Genomic DNA, 17,535 nt, shown 5'->3' with positions numbered 1-17,535 from the left:
CCCGAAGTAAGTAGCAAAGGCTACCCTTAATGAGGTGAGGGTATCAACACTGTGAGCCCCCGTATAGCGGTCGACCCCACGGAGCGATGCGACGTATGTCATAGTTTCGCCCCCTCGCTCGCGTCATCCCCTTCGGCGGCGACTGCAGCCTCGATCACGTCGACCAACTGACCTGCCCATACGCGGACTGCACCCGCATCGACGCGGTCGGCACGGAACCCGAGAGTTGCAAAGACAGGCCCATCGCCCACCGGCTCGTAAAAACTCAACGTCACATCCGCATGGGGCACTCCCACCGGAATCGGTACGAGAGAACCGAAGTCGCCGAGCCCGTCCAAATCCGCCTGCTGGTGATGGATCACCATCACCTGAGGTCTCATGGACGCCGGATTACCCAGCGCCTGCTCGACATACACATATGAGACATCCTGATTGTTCAGCGCCTCCAGATTTCTTTCCCTCACTCGGCCCAGCAATTCTGCAAACGTCGGACTACCGGACGTATCCGTGCGCAGGAGAACAACATTGAAGAAGGACCCGATCATCGGTTCGAGACGGGGATCCGACCTGCCCGCAACCAATGAACCGATGGGAAGATCAGTACCCGCGCCGGCCTTCGTGAGAACGCTGGCCAGTGCGGCCTGCAGGACCATGAACATACTCGTGCCGGTGCGCGCAGCCAGGGCGTCGATTCCGGCGTGCAGACCCGCGTCGATGTCGACGGCGATCACGTCACCTCGAGGCTCCGAGTCACCTTCCGGCAACGGAAGATTCACACTGGTCGGTATTCCGTCGAGCGCATCCCGCCAATATGCAAGTTGCTTCGACGCACGGCTGTCGACGTCTCGGGGGTCTCCCAACAGCTCCTCCGACCACACGGTGTAATCGGCGTACGTCAATGCAAGCTCGTCCCAAACCGGTTGATCTCCCTGCGACCGGGCTGCATAAGCAGAGACCAGATCTCCCAACAGCGGCACTACTGACCACTCGTCGACGGCGATGTAGTGCATGACGAGAAGCAGTGTCCTAGAGCCGTCTTCACCGAGCACCAGATGAACCCGCAACGGTGATTGCTCACGCAGATCCATCGGAAGTTGAGCCAGTTCGAACACCACTCGACCCACATCGCCGGCGCCGACATCGACCACATCGACAGTCGGACGCACCGATTCTCTTGCCACGACGATGCCGTCGACCTCGACGAAGGTGGTCCGCAGGGGTTCGTGCCGCGAAGTCACATCGTCCAAGGCGTGCCCGAGAATCTCCGGATCGATCTTCGATTTCAGGGTCAGCGCCAGAGCGTGGCTTGCTTGCGGTTGCGCGCCGGACGCGCGGAACAACTCCCACTGACGACGTTGCGGCGCAGACAGACCCATCGTCTCGGGACGTTTCACCGCCGGCGCCAGGATCGGACGCCCACCTTCCGAACGCGCGACGACGGCCGCCAACTCCGCAACACTCGGCGCGTCGAATACGTCTCGAATACTGACGTCCACGCCGAACGCTTCCCGAATGCGACCGACCAGTTTCATCGAAGCCATCGAATGGCCGCCGAGTTCGAAGAAACTGTCGTGGACTCCGACACTAGGGAGTTGCAGGATTTCCGCGAATGCAGCCGCAACCGTGGACTCCACTGCCGTGCGAGGAGCAACATCACCCGCCAGCTCCGACCAGTCCGGAGTGGGCAACGACTTGCGGTCGAGCTTTCCGTTGGGCGTCAACGGCAGCGGACCGTCAAGGGCGACAACCATGGTCGGAACCATGTAGTCGGGCAACGACACTGCCGCGAGGTTCCGCACTGCAGTCGTGTCGACGACGACACCGGGTTCCGGTGACACGTAACCGACCAGGCGCGTGATTTCGCCCTGCCGATCCGCGACGACCGTTGCCTGCTTCACCGAAGGATGGGCACTGAGAGCTCCGATGATTTCGCCCAACTCGATTCGGAAACCGCGGATCTTGACCTGATCGTCGACGCGGCCGAGGAAGTCGATGTTCCCGTCAGTGCGCCACCGCGCGCGGTCCCCGGTGCGATACATGCGATCGCCCGCGGTGAAGGGATCGGCGATGAATCTCTGCGCCGTCAGATCGAATCGGCCCAGATAGCCTCTCGCCAGGCCGCGTCCCGCGATGTACAGCTCGCCGGATACTCCCGGCGGAACCGGACGGAGTTGATCGTCGAGCACGTACGCCTGTTCGTTGGGGTCAGGGATTCCGATGGGCACGGGACCGTTCCAACCGGGTGCCGCCTGCCACAGTGTGTTGTTCACCGTGGCTTCGGTGAGTCCGTACGCGGCAAGCAAATTCAGCCGCTCCGCCCATCGCCCGATCAGCTCCGGTGGCACCGTCTCGGTTCCGACCAACACGGTGCAGCCCTGCGGCACTTCACATCCTGCCGGCAGAGCGGCCAGCAACGAGGGAGGGATGATCGCGTGGGTGACACGATTGCTCGTCATGAAATCGGTCAGCGCCGGACCGGCAACTCGAGCATTCTGCGGCACGATCACCAGGGTGCTGCTCGTGCACAGTGCCATCGCCAGCTCGAATACCGCGACGTCGAAGCCGACCGAAGCGAACTGCATCACCACCGAACCCGGTACCAGTCGCATCCGAACCTCAGCTGTGGCAACAAGACTCGGAATACCGTCATGGGAGAGGACGGCTCCCTTCGGCTTGCCGGTCGATCCCGAGGTGTAGATGACATAGGCAGCGTGGCTGACGCCAACTGGTGGCCGGGGAGTTTCGACGATCACTGCCTCGTCCAGTTCCGCACGGATCAGCGGATCGTCCAGGAGGATTCGCTCGACGCCGACCACATCCTCGATCCGCGAGCTTTCCTCCGCAGTGGACAGAAGTACCGAGGCGCGGGAATCGGTGAGCATGTATGCGATGCGTTCGCTCGGGTGACTCAAATCCAGGGGTAGATACGCGGCCCCCAGCTTGAGCACGGCGAGGACCGACGCGACCATTTCCACCGAGCGCGGGACGGCAAGCCCCACCACGTCTTCGACCGACACTCCGCGGCGATACAGCACGCCGGCGATCCGATCACACTGCTCGGAGAGTTCGCGGTACGTGGCCTGCCCCGCCTCGTCGCGCACCGCAATCGCCTCGGGCGTAGCAACGACTCCACGCGCGAAAGCGTCGTAGAACGTCTCTTCCGGCACGTCGACGGCGGTGTCGTTGAACGAGGTGACAACTTGCTCGAGTTCGCCTGGCAAGAAGATGTCGATGTCGCCGATCTCGATGTCGGCCGATTCCACGACTGCCGCGATCACCGATTCCAATCGGTTCGAAATCCGCTGTGCTGTTTCGCGATCGAAGAGGTCGCTGCCGTATTCGAGTCGGACGTCGATGCAGCCTTCGTCGCCGAGGTACTCGGTGAAGTTGAACACCAGATCGAACTTGGCTGTGTACTCCTCGAGTTCGAACGGATCCCCTCCCATCTCCTCCCGGCTGTGATAGCCGACCATGACTTGGAAAAGCGGGTTGCGTGCCAAGGTGCGCGACGGATTGAGGCGTTCCACCACAGTTTCGAAGGGAACGTCGGCGTTGGCGAAGGCCTCGAGGTCTCTCTCACGAACGCGATCCACCAACTCCCGGAACGTCGGGTTACCTGACGTATCCGTGCGCAGCACAATCGTATTGACGAAGAAGCCGACCAGTTCGTCGAGTCCCTGCTCACTACGTCCGGCGACGGGAGCGCCGAGGGGAAGGTCCTCACCCGCTCCGAGCGCAGTCAGCAACGCCGCCGACGCCGCGTGCAGAACCATGAACATCGAACTCCGGCTCTCGCGCGCCAGATCTCGCAGTGCAGCAGTTGTCTCCACGCCCAACCGTGTCACCACTGCACCACCGGAGAAACTCGGTCTGGCCGGTCGACTCCGGTCGGCGGGAAGCAGCAGTTCTTCGGGGGCTCCGTCCAAACTCTTCGCCCAGAAGTCCAACTGCGTGCTCAGGATGCTCGACGGATCGTCAGGGCTGCCCAACAATTCCCGTTGCCACAGAGTGTAATCCGCGTACTGAACCGGAAGCGGTTCGAAAATTGGATCTTCGCCCTGGATCCGAGAGGAGTATGCCGACATCAGATCGCGCAGGAATGGCCGATCGGACCATTCGTCCGTCGTGATGTGATGCAGGACGATCACGACCACTACGGCACCGTCCACCTCGGCACCGTCCACCCGGATCAGACGTGCGCGGATCGGAATCTCGTCAGACAGGTCGAACGGACGACCCACTGCCACGGCAATTTCACCGGCGACACCGGATTCGTCTCGATGAACTGTCTCGACCGGAATCGTCGCCGATTCGAGAATTATCTGCTCCGGCGATCCGTCCACCAACCGGAACACCGTACGCAAGGATTCGTGTCGTTCCACGACGTCGCCGAGCGCCGCGGCGAAGACGTCCACGTCCAGTGCGCCGTCCAAACGGAGCACGATCGGGAAATTGTAGGCCGCGGAGTTCTCCTCCATCTGTCCGATCAGCCACAATCGCTGTTGAGCGGCAGAAAGAGGAAGGTGGTCCGGCCGCGGCTTCGCTACCAGCACCGGTCGCGTCGATCCCTGCTCGGCCACAATACGTTCCGCAAGTTCCGCCACCGTCGGCGCTTCGAAGAGATCACGCATGGTCAGACTGTTCGGAATGGCGATCCGAGCTCGACTGATCAGCTTGGTGGCCAGAAGCGAGTGCCCACCGAGGTCGAAGAAGTTGTCGTCGACCCCGATATCGCCCACATCGAGTACGTCGGAGAAGAGGTCGCAGAGGACCTCTTCCGTGTGGTTACGCGGTGCGATCGACTCCCCACTCCGCTCCCCCAGCACCGAATCAGCGGTGGGCAGTGCCTTGACGTCGAGCTTGCCGTTGACGGTCATCGGTAGTGTCTCCACCTCGATCACCACGGCCGGAACCATGTAGTCGGGTAGGAGAACTCGCGCCTGCGCGCGGTAGTCGTGCCCGGCGCCGAGTCGCACGGGTGTCACGTAGCCGACGAGCCTCTTGACTCCACCTGCCCCGACGTCGACCACCACTGCCGCTTGCCGCACATGTTCGTCGGATTCGAGAACGGAGACGATTTCGCTCGGCTCGATGCGGTGACCTCTGATCTTCACCTGATCGTCGGTGCGGCCGAGGAAGTCCAGGTTGCCGTCACCGCGTCGCCGCACGAGATCCCCGGTGCGGTACATACGTCCACCGGTCCCAGCCGGATCTGCGACGAAGCGCTCGGACGTGAGCGCGAAGCGTCCGAGGTAGCCGCGAGCCAAACCGGCTCCGGCAATGTACAGTTCGCCGGCAACTCCATCGGGGACCGGACGCAGCCAGCCGTCGAGAATATGCGCGGCGGTGTTCCAGATCGGTTTGCCGACGGTCGGGGTGTCACTGTCGAACGTTCCGCCACCGAGCGTGTTGATCGTGTATTCCGTCGGACCGTAGAGGTTGTACCCCACGGTTCCCTCGGTGTCGCGCAGCCTGTTCCACACCGAATCCGGAACGGCTTCACCGCCGAGCAGGACCAACGGCGGGCGGTGGTGTCCCACACCGTCGTCGAGAAGCCCGCTGTCGATCAGGTGCGTCGCGTAGGTCGGTGTCACGTTGACGACGTCGATGTCCAGTGCGTCGCAGTATGCAACGAGTGCCTCGGCATCACGACGCAGATCCTCGTCGCAAATGTGCACCTCGTGGCCTTCCACGAGCCACAGAAGTTCCTCCCACGACATGTCGAAGGCGAAGGACACGGTGTGCGCGATCCGCAGGCGCCGGCCCGCCGCGGCGATCACGGGTTCGAAAATCGCCTCGCGGTGGTTGAACTGCATGTTCGTCAAGCCGCGGTAACCGGTGACCACGCCCTTGGGCTTGCCGGTCGAACCGGAGGTGTAGATGACGTACGCGGGGTGGTCGAGTCGATGCGGTGCCCCCGGAGCGAATGCTCCGAGTTCCGACGCGGAGAGTGCCCGCGCCGAGATCGTCAGTCTCCTTGCTGCTGTATCTGGTTCGTCGATCACGATAGTGCGGACGTCGGCACCTTCGAACCTCGGTGAGGCCGAAACGGTTGTCAGCAACACGACAGGATCCGCGTCGTCGATCATCACGGCCAACCGTTCGGCCGGATGGTCGAGTTCGAGGGGTAGGTAGGCAGCACCCGTGCGCAATACCGCGAAGAGCGCGACGACCATGTCCACCGAACGTGGTAGGCCAAGAGCGACAATCTTTTCCGGGCCGGCGCCGCAATTGATCAGCAACCGCGCCATCCGGTTGATCTCGCCGTCGAGATCGGCGTAGGTCATCCGGCGCTTCCCGAACACGAGTGCCGTGTCGTTCGGTTGCGCCGACGCGACTTCTTCGAACAGGTCGGCAATGGTGCGCTCCGGCAACTCCCGGATCTGCGTCTGCTGCGCTACTGCGGGAACCGGAGACGCAACAACCGATCCCGCCATGTCCTGCGACCAACTCTGCAGCAGGTCGACGAAGTGACGCAGTAGGTCCTCGGCCCGGCGCGCGGTCACCAGATGCGGATGGAACTCGAACTTGACGTTGACGGTGGCACCCGGTGTGACCACGACGGTCAGCGGATAGTGCGTGTGATCGATACTGTCGCTTCCACTCACGTCGTGAGCGGCGTTGAGCGCGTGGACTTGCCTCTCGTCCACGAAGTTCTGCAGGACCATCAGCACGTCGAAGAGTTGACGATGCTCGGAAACACGCTGGATCGATGCTAAACCGAGGTAGTCGAAAGGCATCAGCGAAAGTCGATCCGCCTGTGTCCGACGAAGAAGTTCCTCGACGCTCTCGTTCGGATCCAGTTGCAGCCGAACGGGAACGGTGTTGAGGAACATGCCCACCACGGTGTCGATTCCCGGTACCTCCGGCGGCCTTCCGGCAACCGTGGAGCCGAAGACGACGTCCTGTCGACCGGTGGCCGACGCCAGCACGAGGGCCAGCGCTGCATTCAGTACCGTGTTGAACGTGACGCCGGACGCGGCAGCGCGCTCACGCAACGCACGCGAAAGCGTTTCCGACAGAACCGCATCGCGGCGATCCGGAAGCTGAACTTCGACGCCGGGCGCAGGCTCGGCAACAAGCGTCGGCTCCTCGAGTCCTGCGAGCGCTCCGCGCCACCCCTCGTCGGCGGCTGCACCGTCGCGATCGGCCAACCAGGCGAGGTATGTCTCGAACGACCCCTCGGGTTCGCCGAATGCGCTGTCGTCGCCGCCGGTATCGTAAAGCGCCAGAAGCTGACTGACGACAAGGCCGTTGGACCAGCCGTCCCACAGCAGGAACTGCCTGTTGATCACCAGACGATCCTGGCCGCCGGGCAGATGCAGCACACTCATACGCCACAGCGGCGGCGCGGTCAGGTCGAATGGCGTCACTCGGTCTTGGGCGGCGACGGCCTCGGCACGCTCACGAGCAACCGAGTCGTCGAGTTCACGGAGATCGTGGACGACGACCGGAACATCGAGTCCAGCGCTGAAGAACTGCACCGGCTCGTTCAGCCCTTCGCTCACGAAACCCGCTCGCAACGTGGGATTTCGTCGTTGAAGTGTCCGGGCGGCCGCAGCCAACCTGTCGACATCGAGGGTGTGCCCGAAGTCCATCGAGAACTGTGCCGTGTAGATGTCCCCACCACTGCTGCTGTCGCTGCTGCCCGCGTAGCCGGCTTGGAAGTACAGGCCTTCCTGCAACGGTGAGAGTGGGAGGATGCTGCTGACACCTGCCGGACTCGCATCGGCTATCGCGTCGATCTCGGTCTGACTCAGGTCGAGCAACGTCACATCGGACGGGGTCAGAATGGGAGGCCCGGCGTGACGCGCGGCCGCAGCCGCCAGATCGCCGAGGGCCGAAACCCAGCCGTCGGAGAGTGACTGCGCGTCGTCCTCGGACAAATCTTCACTTGCCCAGGCAAACTCGGCGCGGAGCCCCGAATCCACACTGACGACATTCACGATCAGTCGGTACGGGCCTCCCATGTCTGCGTCGGGATCGGTGGACAAGGCTTCGGATTCCGCTGCCAAGGACCATGCTGTCGATCCTGCTGTCGTCGTACGTCCGAGATAGTTGAACAGGATCTGAGATTCGGAGCGCCCCGCCAATGTCGATGCCGTGCGGGCATTCACGTATCGCAGCATCCCGTAGCCGATACCGCCGTCCGGAGCCGCCCGCAGGCTCTCCTTCACCTCGCGTAGCGTGTCCACCGGGTCGATTCCGCCGTGCAGTCGCATCGGGGCAATCGTGGTGAACCAGCCGACTGTTCGCGACAGATCGATGCCCGCCACCAACTCCTCGCGGCCGTGCCGTTCGAGATCGACCAGCAATTCGTGCTCACTGCGGCCGGTGGAGCGGCGCCAGCGATCGACGGACATCGTCAGCGCTGCCAACAGAACATCCGTTCCCTCGGCACCCACCATTGCCGCAACCGATCCAAGTGCTGCCTCGGAGATTGCTCCGTCCACCGTGACCGTGCGCCTCGAGCCTCCGGATACGACGGCATCGCCCGCGGCGTCGGGGATCAACTGCGCGCCCGGAGCGGTCACGGTCAGCCAGTGATCGAGTTCGGCGAATCGATGAGCACTGTATGCGTGTTCGGCCACCGTACGGGAGAAGGTACGGAGCGAAGTTCCGACGGCATCCAGTGCGGCGGGCTCTCCGGCTTCGACTGCCACCCAGGCCATCGCGAGATCCTCGAGCACGGTTCCCCAGGAAACCCCGTCCACGACCAGGTGGTGCGCGACTATCGCGAGTCTGCCCAGACTCTCAGCGCCGCAATCGAACCAGACCACCGAGACCATCCGCCCTGCAGACGGATCCAATCGACTGGTCGCAGTTTCAGAGTGCTCAGTGACGAGTCTTCGCAACTCGGAGTCATCCAGTCCCCGAGCATCAACGCGTTCGACCAGGTTCGCTGCCCGGACACTACCGGGTTCCTCGATCCGCGCCGACCACATCCCGCGGTCATGTCGGATCAAGGTTTGGCGAAGTCCGTCGTGGTGATCGAGCACGGCCTGCAATGCGCCGGTGATCGAACCGAGAGATGTTGCCGGAGAGTGGATCAGAACTGCCTGGTTGAAGCGGTCGGTACCACCCGTCCATTCGGACAAGCGGTGAACCACCGGCAGCGGAACCAGCTCACCCACGCCGATGTCGGCCGTGACGGTGGCATCCGAGGTGGCGACATCACCCACCGCTGCAGCGATCGCAGCGGGAGTGCGCAATTCGAAGATCTGACGCGGGGTCAGCACTACCGAATCACGACGAGCCAGGTTGACCAGTCGGATCGCCAGGATACTGTCGCCGCCGAGAGTGAAGAAATCGTCGCGCACCCCGACACGGGGCAGTCCGAGAACCGTCGCGAAATGCCCGGCGAGGAGGTCTGCAACGCCCGAGGAAACCACTCCCGTCAAGTCGCCCACCTGTGCCGCAAAATCCGGTGCAGGTAGTGCTTTTCGGTCGAGCTTGCCACTCGGGCTCAGCGGCAGCGACTCGAGCCGCACGAAGGCACTTGGCACCATGAACTCCGGTAGCACTGACAACAACTGAGCTCGAACCGCAACATCATCAGCATCTCCGACCAGGTAGGCGACCACCTGTGCGCGGTTGCTCGGACCGTCGGTTCGGACGATCACGGCACTTGCCGTGACTCCGGGGCACAGCGCCAATTGCGCTTCGATTTCGCCGAGTTCGATTCGGAATCCACGAACCTTCACCTGCTCGTCGGCACGGCCGAGGTACTCGAGAACGCCGTCGGCATTCCACCGCACGATGTCACCGGTCCGGTACATCCGCGAGCCGCCGTCGCTGTACGGATTCGCCACGAATCGTTCGGAGGTCAATCCCCCACGTCCGTGGTAACCACGCGCCAGTTGTGGCCCTGCCAGATAGAGCTCACCGGTGGCACCGGCCGGGACGTTCTGCAGGTAGGGATCGAGAACCAACAGGCCGGTGTTGGCGGCAGGTGCGCCGATCGGGACGCTGACGGCGTCTGCCGGAGTTTCCTGCACCGACGGCTGCCAACTGACGTCGACGGCGGCCTCGGTGGGGCCGTAGAGGTTGTCCACCAGAGTATTCGGCAGGATCTCGGAGACCTTGCGTGCAACGTGAGCGGGCAGTGCCTCACCGCTGCAGTTGACGATCTCGAGCGAAGAGCACAGTGCTGCTTTCGGCTCCGCGAGAAACACGTCGAGCATCGACGGAACAAAATGCACTCGGGTCACGGAATGTTCGACGATGACGTCGGCCAGATAGCCAGGGTCCTTGTGCCCGTCCGGCTCGGCCATCACGAGAGTTGCCCCCACCAGGAACGGCCAGAAGAATTCGGGAACGGAGACGTCGAAGCTCGACGGGGTCTTCTGCAGCATCCGGTCGGAGACGTCCATCGGACGTATCTGCTGTGCCCAGAGCAATCGGTTGACCACACCCTCGTGGTTGACCACAACGCCTTTGGGGCGACCGGTCGAACCCGAAGTGTAGATCATGTACGCGGCATCCGCGGGCGATCCTGGGACACTCAGCGGATCGGCGGGGAACTGCGCCGACTCCGATACCGTCACCCGCGGAACCGAACCCGAATCGAGTGAAGAGTCTTCCGACACCACGACGCACACAGGATCGGCGTCACCCAGCATGTACGTCAGCCGCTCCGCCGGGTAGCCGGTGTCGAGGGGAACGTATGCTCCCCCGGCCTTTCCGATGCCGAGTATCGCGACCATCAGATCAAGAGAGCGAGGCAAGGCCACCGCTACCAACGATTCGCGTCCGACGCCACGTTCGCGCAGCAGATGCGCAAAACGATCAGCGCGAGAGTGAAGTTCGGCGTAGGTCAACGACTCTTCACGGAAGATCACTGCGGTGGCTTCGGGCGTACGCCCGGCTTGATCCTTCAGCAGCTCGGTCAGCGTTGCGCGCGGCCGATCCAAGGCCGTGCCGACGCTCCCCGGCTGTGCGGGTGCCAGCGCGATCCGGCCGATGACCTGATCGAGATCGCGCGAGAGCTCGGTGAGTACGACTGCGAGAGTTTCGGCCAGCGACGCAGCGGCGTCGCCGTCCACCTGAGCAGCGTCGTACTTGAGCTCCAACGCCAATCGATCGCCGGGGACGACGATCAGGGTCAACGGGTAGGCCGGTCGCTCGTCGAATCGAATTCCCGTCAGTCGCACCGAGTTCGTCGGATCAGCGATTGCCGTGTCACCGAGTGGATAGTTCTCGAACACGACGAGTGATTCGAAGTCCTGCTCCAGTCCGCCGGTCCGTCGCAGTTCGGGTAACCCCAGGTACTGATGGTCGAGTAGTTCCGATTGTTCCCTCTGCCAACGGGAAAGCGCTTGCGCGGCTGTCTCTGCCGGATCGAACCGCAACCGAGCCGGCACGGTGTTGATGAACAAGCCCACCATGGACTCGATGCCGGGCAGGTCTCCACCGCGTCCCGATACGGTCGATCCGAACAGCACGTCTGTTCGGCCGGTCATTCGGCCGAGCACCAGCCCCCAGGCGCCGTGCACGAGCGTACTCAGCGTCAGGCCATGGGAGCGTCCGTTGATCGCCAGTGCGCGAGTATCACTGTCGGACAGCTCGACTCGGGTGGCACAGACGCCGCTGCTGCCCGCGCTCGGCGCGGGAAGTTCGACCGCGGGCCCGGGAGAGTTCAGCGCTTCTCTCCACACCGCTGCCGAGGCCTCGTGATCGTGGCGGGCCAACCATTCGAGATAGCTGCGGTACGGCGCCGGAGTCGGGAGCACCACGCCGGAGTCGCCAACGCTGTACGACGCCATCAGCTCCCGCAGCATCACCGGAACCGACCATCCGTCTGCGACCGCATGGTGAATCGACTGCAGCAGAAGGTACTTCTCCGAAGAGGCACGGACAAGCGTGTAACGGACGAGCGGCGGTTGCGCCAGGTCGAACCCGCGCGCGCGGTCGGCGGAAAGCAGTTCATCGACATCGGCGCCGGCCACCTCGACTACCGCCATCTCCACGACAGCGCTCGGGTGCACCACCTGCACGACCCGGCCGTCACCCAGGACCGAGAATCCGGTGCGCAGCGCCTCATGCCGATCGACGACGGATTGCAGCGCGCGGTGCAGCGCCGCACTGTCCACGGCTCCGGTCAGTTCCACAACCTGTTGCACGACATACTGATCGGCCCCCGGATCGGCAAACGCCGAATGGAAGTAGATCCCTTCCTGCAGCGGAGTGAGTGGGAGAATCTCTTCAGCCTTCGGTAACCCGTCCACGTCTGCCTGAGCGAGCGCCACCAGAGGGTAGTCCGAGGGTGTGGCTCCGCCGAAGGCTGCGAGCCCGGACACGGCCTCGAGCGAGTCCAGCCACAACCGCGCAAACTTGTCGATATCGCTACGCAGGAAGATGTTCGACGCCCAGGTCAGGGTGGCTCGCAGTCGTGGTCCACCGGCGGCGTCCTCGGCTACGACGTCGACAGACAACGCGTGTCCCAGCGGCATGGACGGATCGGCAGCACCGTCCATCGACACCGGGAACCAGTCCCCCTCCGCTGCAGCAGTACGTCCCAGGTAGTTGAGCACCACCTCCGGCGCTGCGACGCTACCCAACTGATCCGAGCTGCCCAGGTATCGCAATGCTCCGTACCCGAAGCCGGCGTTGGGGACGCGTCGAAGTTGCTCCTTGACGCTCTTGAGAACCCCCGCCAACTCGCCGCTCGCTTCGAGATCCGGAGCGGCTGTACCGATCTCGAGCGCCACCGGGAACACTGTGGTGAACCATCCGACGGTACGAGTCAGGTCGACGTGCGCAGCGCCGTCACCGCGAACGATGTCCTCGTCGCGTCCGTGCCCCTCCAGGTCGATCGTCACCGATCCGGCACCGCTCCAACGGGTCAGCGCCACGGCAAGTGCGGTGACCAGCACTTCGCTCACATCGGCTCCGAACGCCCGTGGGACACTGCCCAACAGCTGATCTGCAAGTTCTGGAGGTAGGGTGATCGACCGCGCCGCAGCGGTGCGCGCGAGGTCAACTGCCGGGTCGAGTGCCCGACGGCCGAGAGATGCCCGTTGTGCGGACGTCACCGAGTCCCAGAACTCGATTTCCGAGTCCAGTCGCCCGGCTCCGACCGCCTCCGAGACGAGTTCGGCGTACCTTCGCACCGACGTGCCGACCGGAGCGAGTGCGGGTTCGTCGCCATTCATCGCTGCGATGCCGGCGCGCGCGAGGTCCTCGAGGATGATGCGCCACGAGACGCCGTCGACCACCGCGTGGTGGATGACCAGCAACAGCCGTCCGGGACCGGTCACAGGGCGGAACAGAACAGCGCTGACCATCGTGCCGTCGGCTGGATTCAGACGGCCGACAGCTCGCTCGGTCTCGGCGACGATCAACGGTCCGCATTCTTCGAGCGGTGCCGGTAGTGCACGGGTCTCGAAGACCACAGCCGCTTCGTTTGTCTCCGGAACAAGCAGCGTTCCTTCGGAAGTCAACGTCCCACGAAGTGCATCGTGGCGCGCCACCAGGGCGTCGAGCGCCGACTCGGCGTGCTCGGAGGTCAAAGCTGACGGGGTCTGAATCAGCGCACGCTGGTGGAAGGTTCGTACTGCGTCCGACACTCCGAGAACCTTGGCGGCAATCGGCGTCGTGGCTACGTGGCCGATCGGTTGGTCCGCGTGGTCGACGATCTCAGCCACTCGGGAGGACTGGGCACGCGCCATAGCCTCGGCGGTGCGCAGTTGGAACACCTCGCGAGGACTGATCGACAAACCGGCAGCACGAGCCGCGGTCACGAGTGAGATCGCGACGATGCTGTCGCCGCCCAGTGCAAAGAAGTCGTCGGTAACGCCGACCGAATCGAGGCCGACTGCCGACGCAATCAACGTGCAGAACTGTTGTTCGACTTCGTTTCTCGCAGCGACATGTGCACTCAGTTCGGCGAGATCGGGCTCGGGTAGCGCGCGACGGTCGAGTTTGCCGTTTGCCGTGAGCGGAAACTTGTCGAGGACGGTGACGGTGGTCGGGACCATGTAGTCGGGCAGCTTGCTCGCAGCCCACTCGCGAAGCTCACGTGAGTCGATCGCGAGGTTCGTCCCCGACGCTGCGCTCACGTAGGCGGCGAGATACTTTGCACCTGTTGGTGCTTGGCGCACCAGAACTGCCACGTGACGCACTGCGGGGTGCGAAATCACGGCGGCTTCGACATCCTCGAGTTCCAGGCGCATGCCGCGGATCTTCACCTGATTGTCCGTGCGTCCGAGGAAGTCGAGGGTGCCGTCGGCGGTCCATCTGGCCAAGTCACCGGTGCGATACATGCGGGATCCGGCCAGATCACCTGAGACGAAGGGATCCGCGACAAAACGAGATGCGGTCAGTGCCGAAGCACCCACGTATCCGCGTCCCAGCAGGAAGCCCGCGGCGTAGAGTTCGCCGCCGGTGCCGATCGGAACCGGCTGCAAGTCGCCGTCCAACACGTACAGACGAGTGTTGGGGTTCGGGCGACCGATGGATGTGGCGATTCGTTCCGCGTCCTCGCGGTAGATCACATGGGAGACACCGATGGTCGCTTCGGCCGGGCCGTAGCCGTGATACAGCGTCGTGGACAGTTGATCGCGGAACCGATCGAAGAGTTCAGGCGTGAGAACCTCACCGCCGCACCACACGTGCTTCAACGAATCGAGCTGATCGGTCCCGTTCGCCAGATCCAGAAGGATGTCGAGCATCGACGAGACCAGGTAGACGAAAGTGACCGATTCTCCGGCGATCAGGTCGAGCAGGTATTGCGGGTCGCGTTCCCCCTCGGGCTTCGCGATCACCAATCGACCGCCGGAGACGAGCGGGAGCAGGATCTCGTTGATCGAGATGTCGAACGAGAGTGGGGCTTTGAACAAGGAGGCATCGCCGGACCCGAACCCGAGAATCCGCTCCCGCTGCCACAGCAACCTTGCGCAGATTGCCTCGTGGCGGATCATGGCGCCCTTCGGACGTCCGGTCGAACCGGACGTGAAGATGACGTATGCGAGTTGGGCACCGTGACTACGAATGTCGGAGGTCATCGTCTCGGACAGGTCCGAGGGCCCGTCCTCGTACGCCCACGCGGAGAGATCGACCGGAACGGAGTCGTCTACACCGTCCGAGGTGAGCACCAGTGTGGCGCCCGCGTCGGCAAGTACCGATTCGCGGCGTTCGGCAGGCCATGACGGATCCAGGGGCACGAAGGCACCACCGGCACACATGACGGCCAACAACCCCACCACCATCTCGGCGGATCTCGGAAGCCCGATCGCCACAACGGTTTCGGTCGCGACACCGCGAGAGATCAAGTGCGCGGCGAGCTGTGATACCCGACTTTCGAGTTCGCCGTACGTCAGCCGGACGTCCCCGTCGACCACGGCGACAACGCTCCGATCGACAGAGAAGCTGCTGCGCAACAAATCCGGCACCGTCGTGACGGGCTGCGGCTCTGCGGTGTCGTTCCACCCGTGGAGCACGAGTTCTCTCTCCGCGAGCGACATGGGGTCGAGTGCCGAGATCGGAAGCTGCGGCTCTGCTACGAATCGATCGAGGAACTGTTCGATTCTGGCGGTGTGATCGGCCAACTCCCTGTCGAATCCGGCCGGGGCGCGGACGTCGATCTCGATCGGTTCCCCGTCCTGACCACCGCGCACACTCAGATCCAGGTCACTGACTCGACCGGTTACCGAATTACGCACGCGCACCGGGCATCCGCCGAAGGTGAGTGTGTGTTCGAACATCATCGAGTTGATGCCGGGGCCGAAGACCTGACGGTCGGGATCGATCGCCCGAATGTCGCGAGCGAGATCCTCACCTCGGTACCGCCCATGCTTGAGAATCGAGACCAGGGCGGTGTCGAGACGAGTTGCCAACTGGCCGATGGTTTCCGAGCGTTCTACCCGAATACTCAGCGGCAAAATCGTCGACGCCATCGAAGGAGTGCGACGCATGTCGCGCCCCACCCGAGCGGCCATCGGTACCGAGACGACAACGTCGTGCTGTCCCGTGGTTCGTGCGATGTACGCGATCAGCACGGCCATGGGGAGACGAGTTCGTCGAATCCCGGCGTCGGCCGCATAGCGGTAGAGCTGTGCCGCGCGATCAGCGTCGAGCGTGAGTATCGCCGAGATCGGCGGCAGCGAATCATCCACCTGCCCATGCAGAATACGCGTCGCTTCCGGTCCCGATTCAACGCGTTCGACCCAGTACTGACGGTCGGTCTGGAATCGCGGAGAGTTCCGGTAATCCAGATCGGCTGCAACCACGGCGTCGAGTGACCACTGCGGCGCGGCAGTCCCGAGATTCGGATCGTCGTATCGCTCGGCGACGTCGGCGACGATGAGCGAGATGCCGTACCCGTCGATCACGCTGTGGTGATAGCGCTGATACCAGATGACTCGGTCGTCAGCGGTCAGCAGAAGCACCTGGCGGAACAGCAGATCGTCCGGACCGAAGACCCGAGCCATGTCGGTGTCCATCCACGACTGCGCAGTCGAATCGGGATCCGCCTCGGCCCGAAGGTCGAGAATTTCCACGTCCCAGCGCGCATCCGGAATCGGCACCTGGATCAGCTGGTTGTCGGCATCGACCTCGAAGTGCACGAACAGCGCTTCGACGCGTCCGACGCTGGCCTCGATCGACGCTGCCGCGCGCTCGACGTCGATCGTGCCGTCGACCTCGACGACAAGTCCGATGTTGTAGACCGGACTGCTCGGATCCACGTTCTGAGCAACCCACACCTCACGCTGAGCGGCCGTCGCCGGGAGCGCTGCGTCCAGATCGGCACCGCCCGATACCGCCGGGTGAGCTACCTGAGAGTGGTCAGACATCAAGAATCCGATCATCGTCGTTCATGCTCATCGAACGACGAACACCCTCGCAAGTTTAGGGTAGGCTACCCAGGAACGTGAAGGTGCGCTCCCGCCCTGGTCAGACCTGTTCCCACGGACCGAATTCGAGCAAAACGTCAATTGCTGTCTTACCGTCCTGCGGCCGAACGACATGTTCGAGGGCATAGACCCTCGATCCCTCCGCAGCGCGAGCGAGATCGGAAATACCGGGCAGAATGGTCGGTTCGGGTGGACCGCCCACACCACGATGGAAGTTCTCGATGGAATGCCCCAAATAGAGGACCCGTCCGCCGGGCGTCAGCCACTCCCCGACGCGATTCAAGGTTGCGGCCAGATGGTCGACCTCGAGGTGAAGAAAGCTGACCAACACCAGGTCGACCAGCCCTTCCGGCTGCCACTCGGTCGCGTCGCCGACCTGCCAGTCGACAGCCTTGTCCCCGTCACTCGCCCGTGCCAGATCGATCGCCACCGACGAGTAGTCGACCGCAGTCACCGACCAACCTTGCGCAGCCATCCACCGCGCGTGACGGCCGTCGCCGCAGGCCAGATCGATCGCGGTGCCCGGTCTCAGATCGGAAATTCTTGTTGCGACGGTTCCCGCCGGGTCGACTCCCCATGGCTCCGTCACCGCTCGGTATCGCTCGTCCCAGTCGCGTGCGTCCATGATTGCTCTCCCATATCCGTTTCACCGTCACAGATCGGACGGTGCCCCCAGCAGCAT

General features: G+C 63.4%; 2 protein-coding genes. Both read right to left on the bottom strand.

Annotated elements, in window-relative coordinates; translation table 11 throughout:
* Positions 1-98 precede the first annotated feature (98 nt).
* The gene (locus tag RHP72_RS04895) at positions 99-16,808 is read right to left on the bottom strand and encodes an amino acid adenylation domain-containing protein (RefSeq protein WP_397517605.1); all 16,710 of its coding nucleotides are present in this window, start codon (positions 16,806-16,808) and stop codon (positions 99-101) included.
* Between the two features lie 85 nt (positions 16,809-16,893).
* Complete coding sequence (locus RHP72_RS04890) at positions 16,894-17,478, bottom strand: bifunctional 2-polyprenyl-6-hydroxyphenol methylase/3-demethylubiquinol 3-O-methyltransferase UbiG (RefSeq protein ID WP_070161487.1); 585 nt, start codon at positions 17,476-17,478, stop codon at positions 16,894-16,896.
* Positions 17,479-17,535 lie beyond the last annotated feature (57 nt).

It is taken from the genome of Rhodococcus sp. SG20037 (assembly GCF_031763325.1).
Classification (GTDB): Bacteria; Actinomycetota; Actinomycetes; order Mycobacteriales; family Mycobacteriaceae; genus Rhodococcus_F; species Rhodococcus_F qingshengii.
Note: the sequence above shows the minus strand (reverse complement) of the source record. Positions and strands in the feature narration are given on the sequence as shown.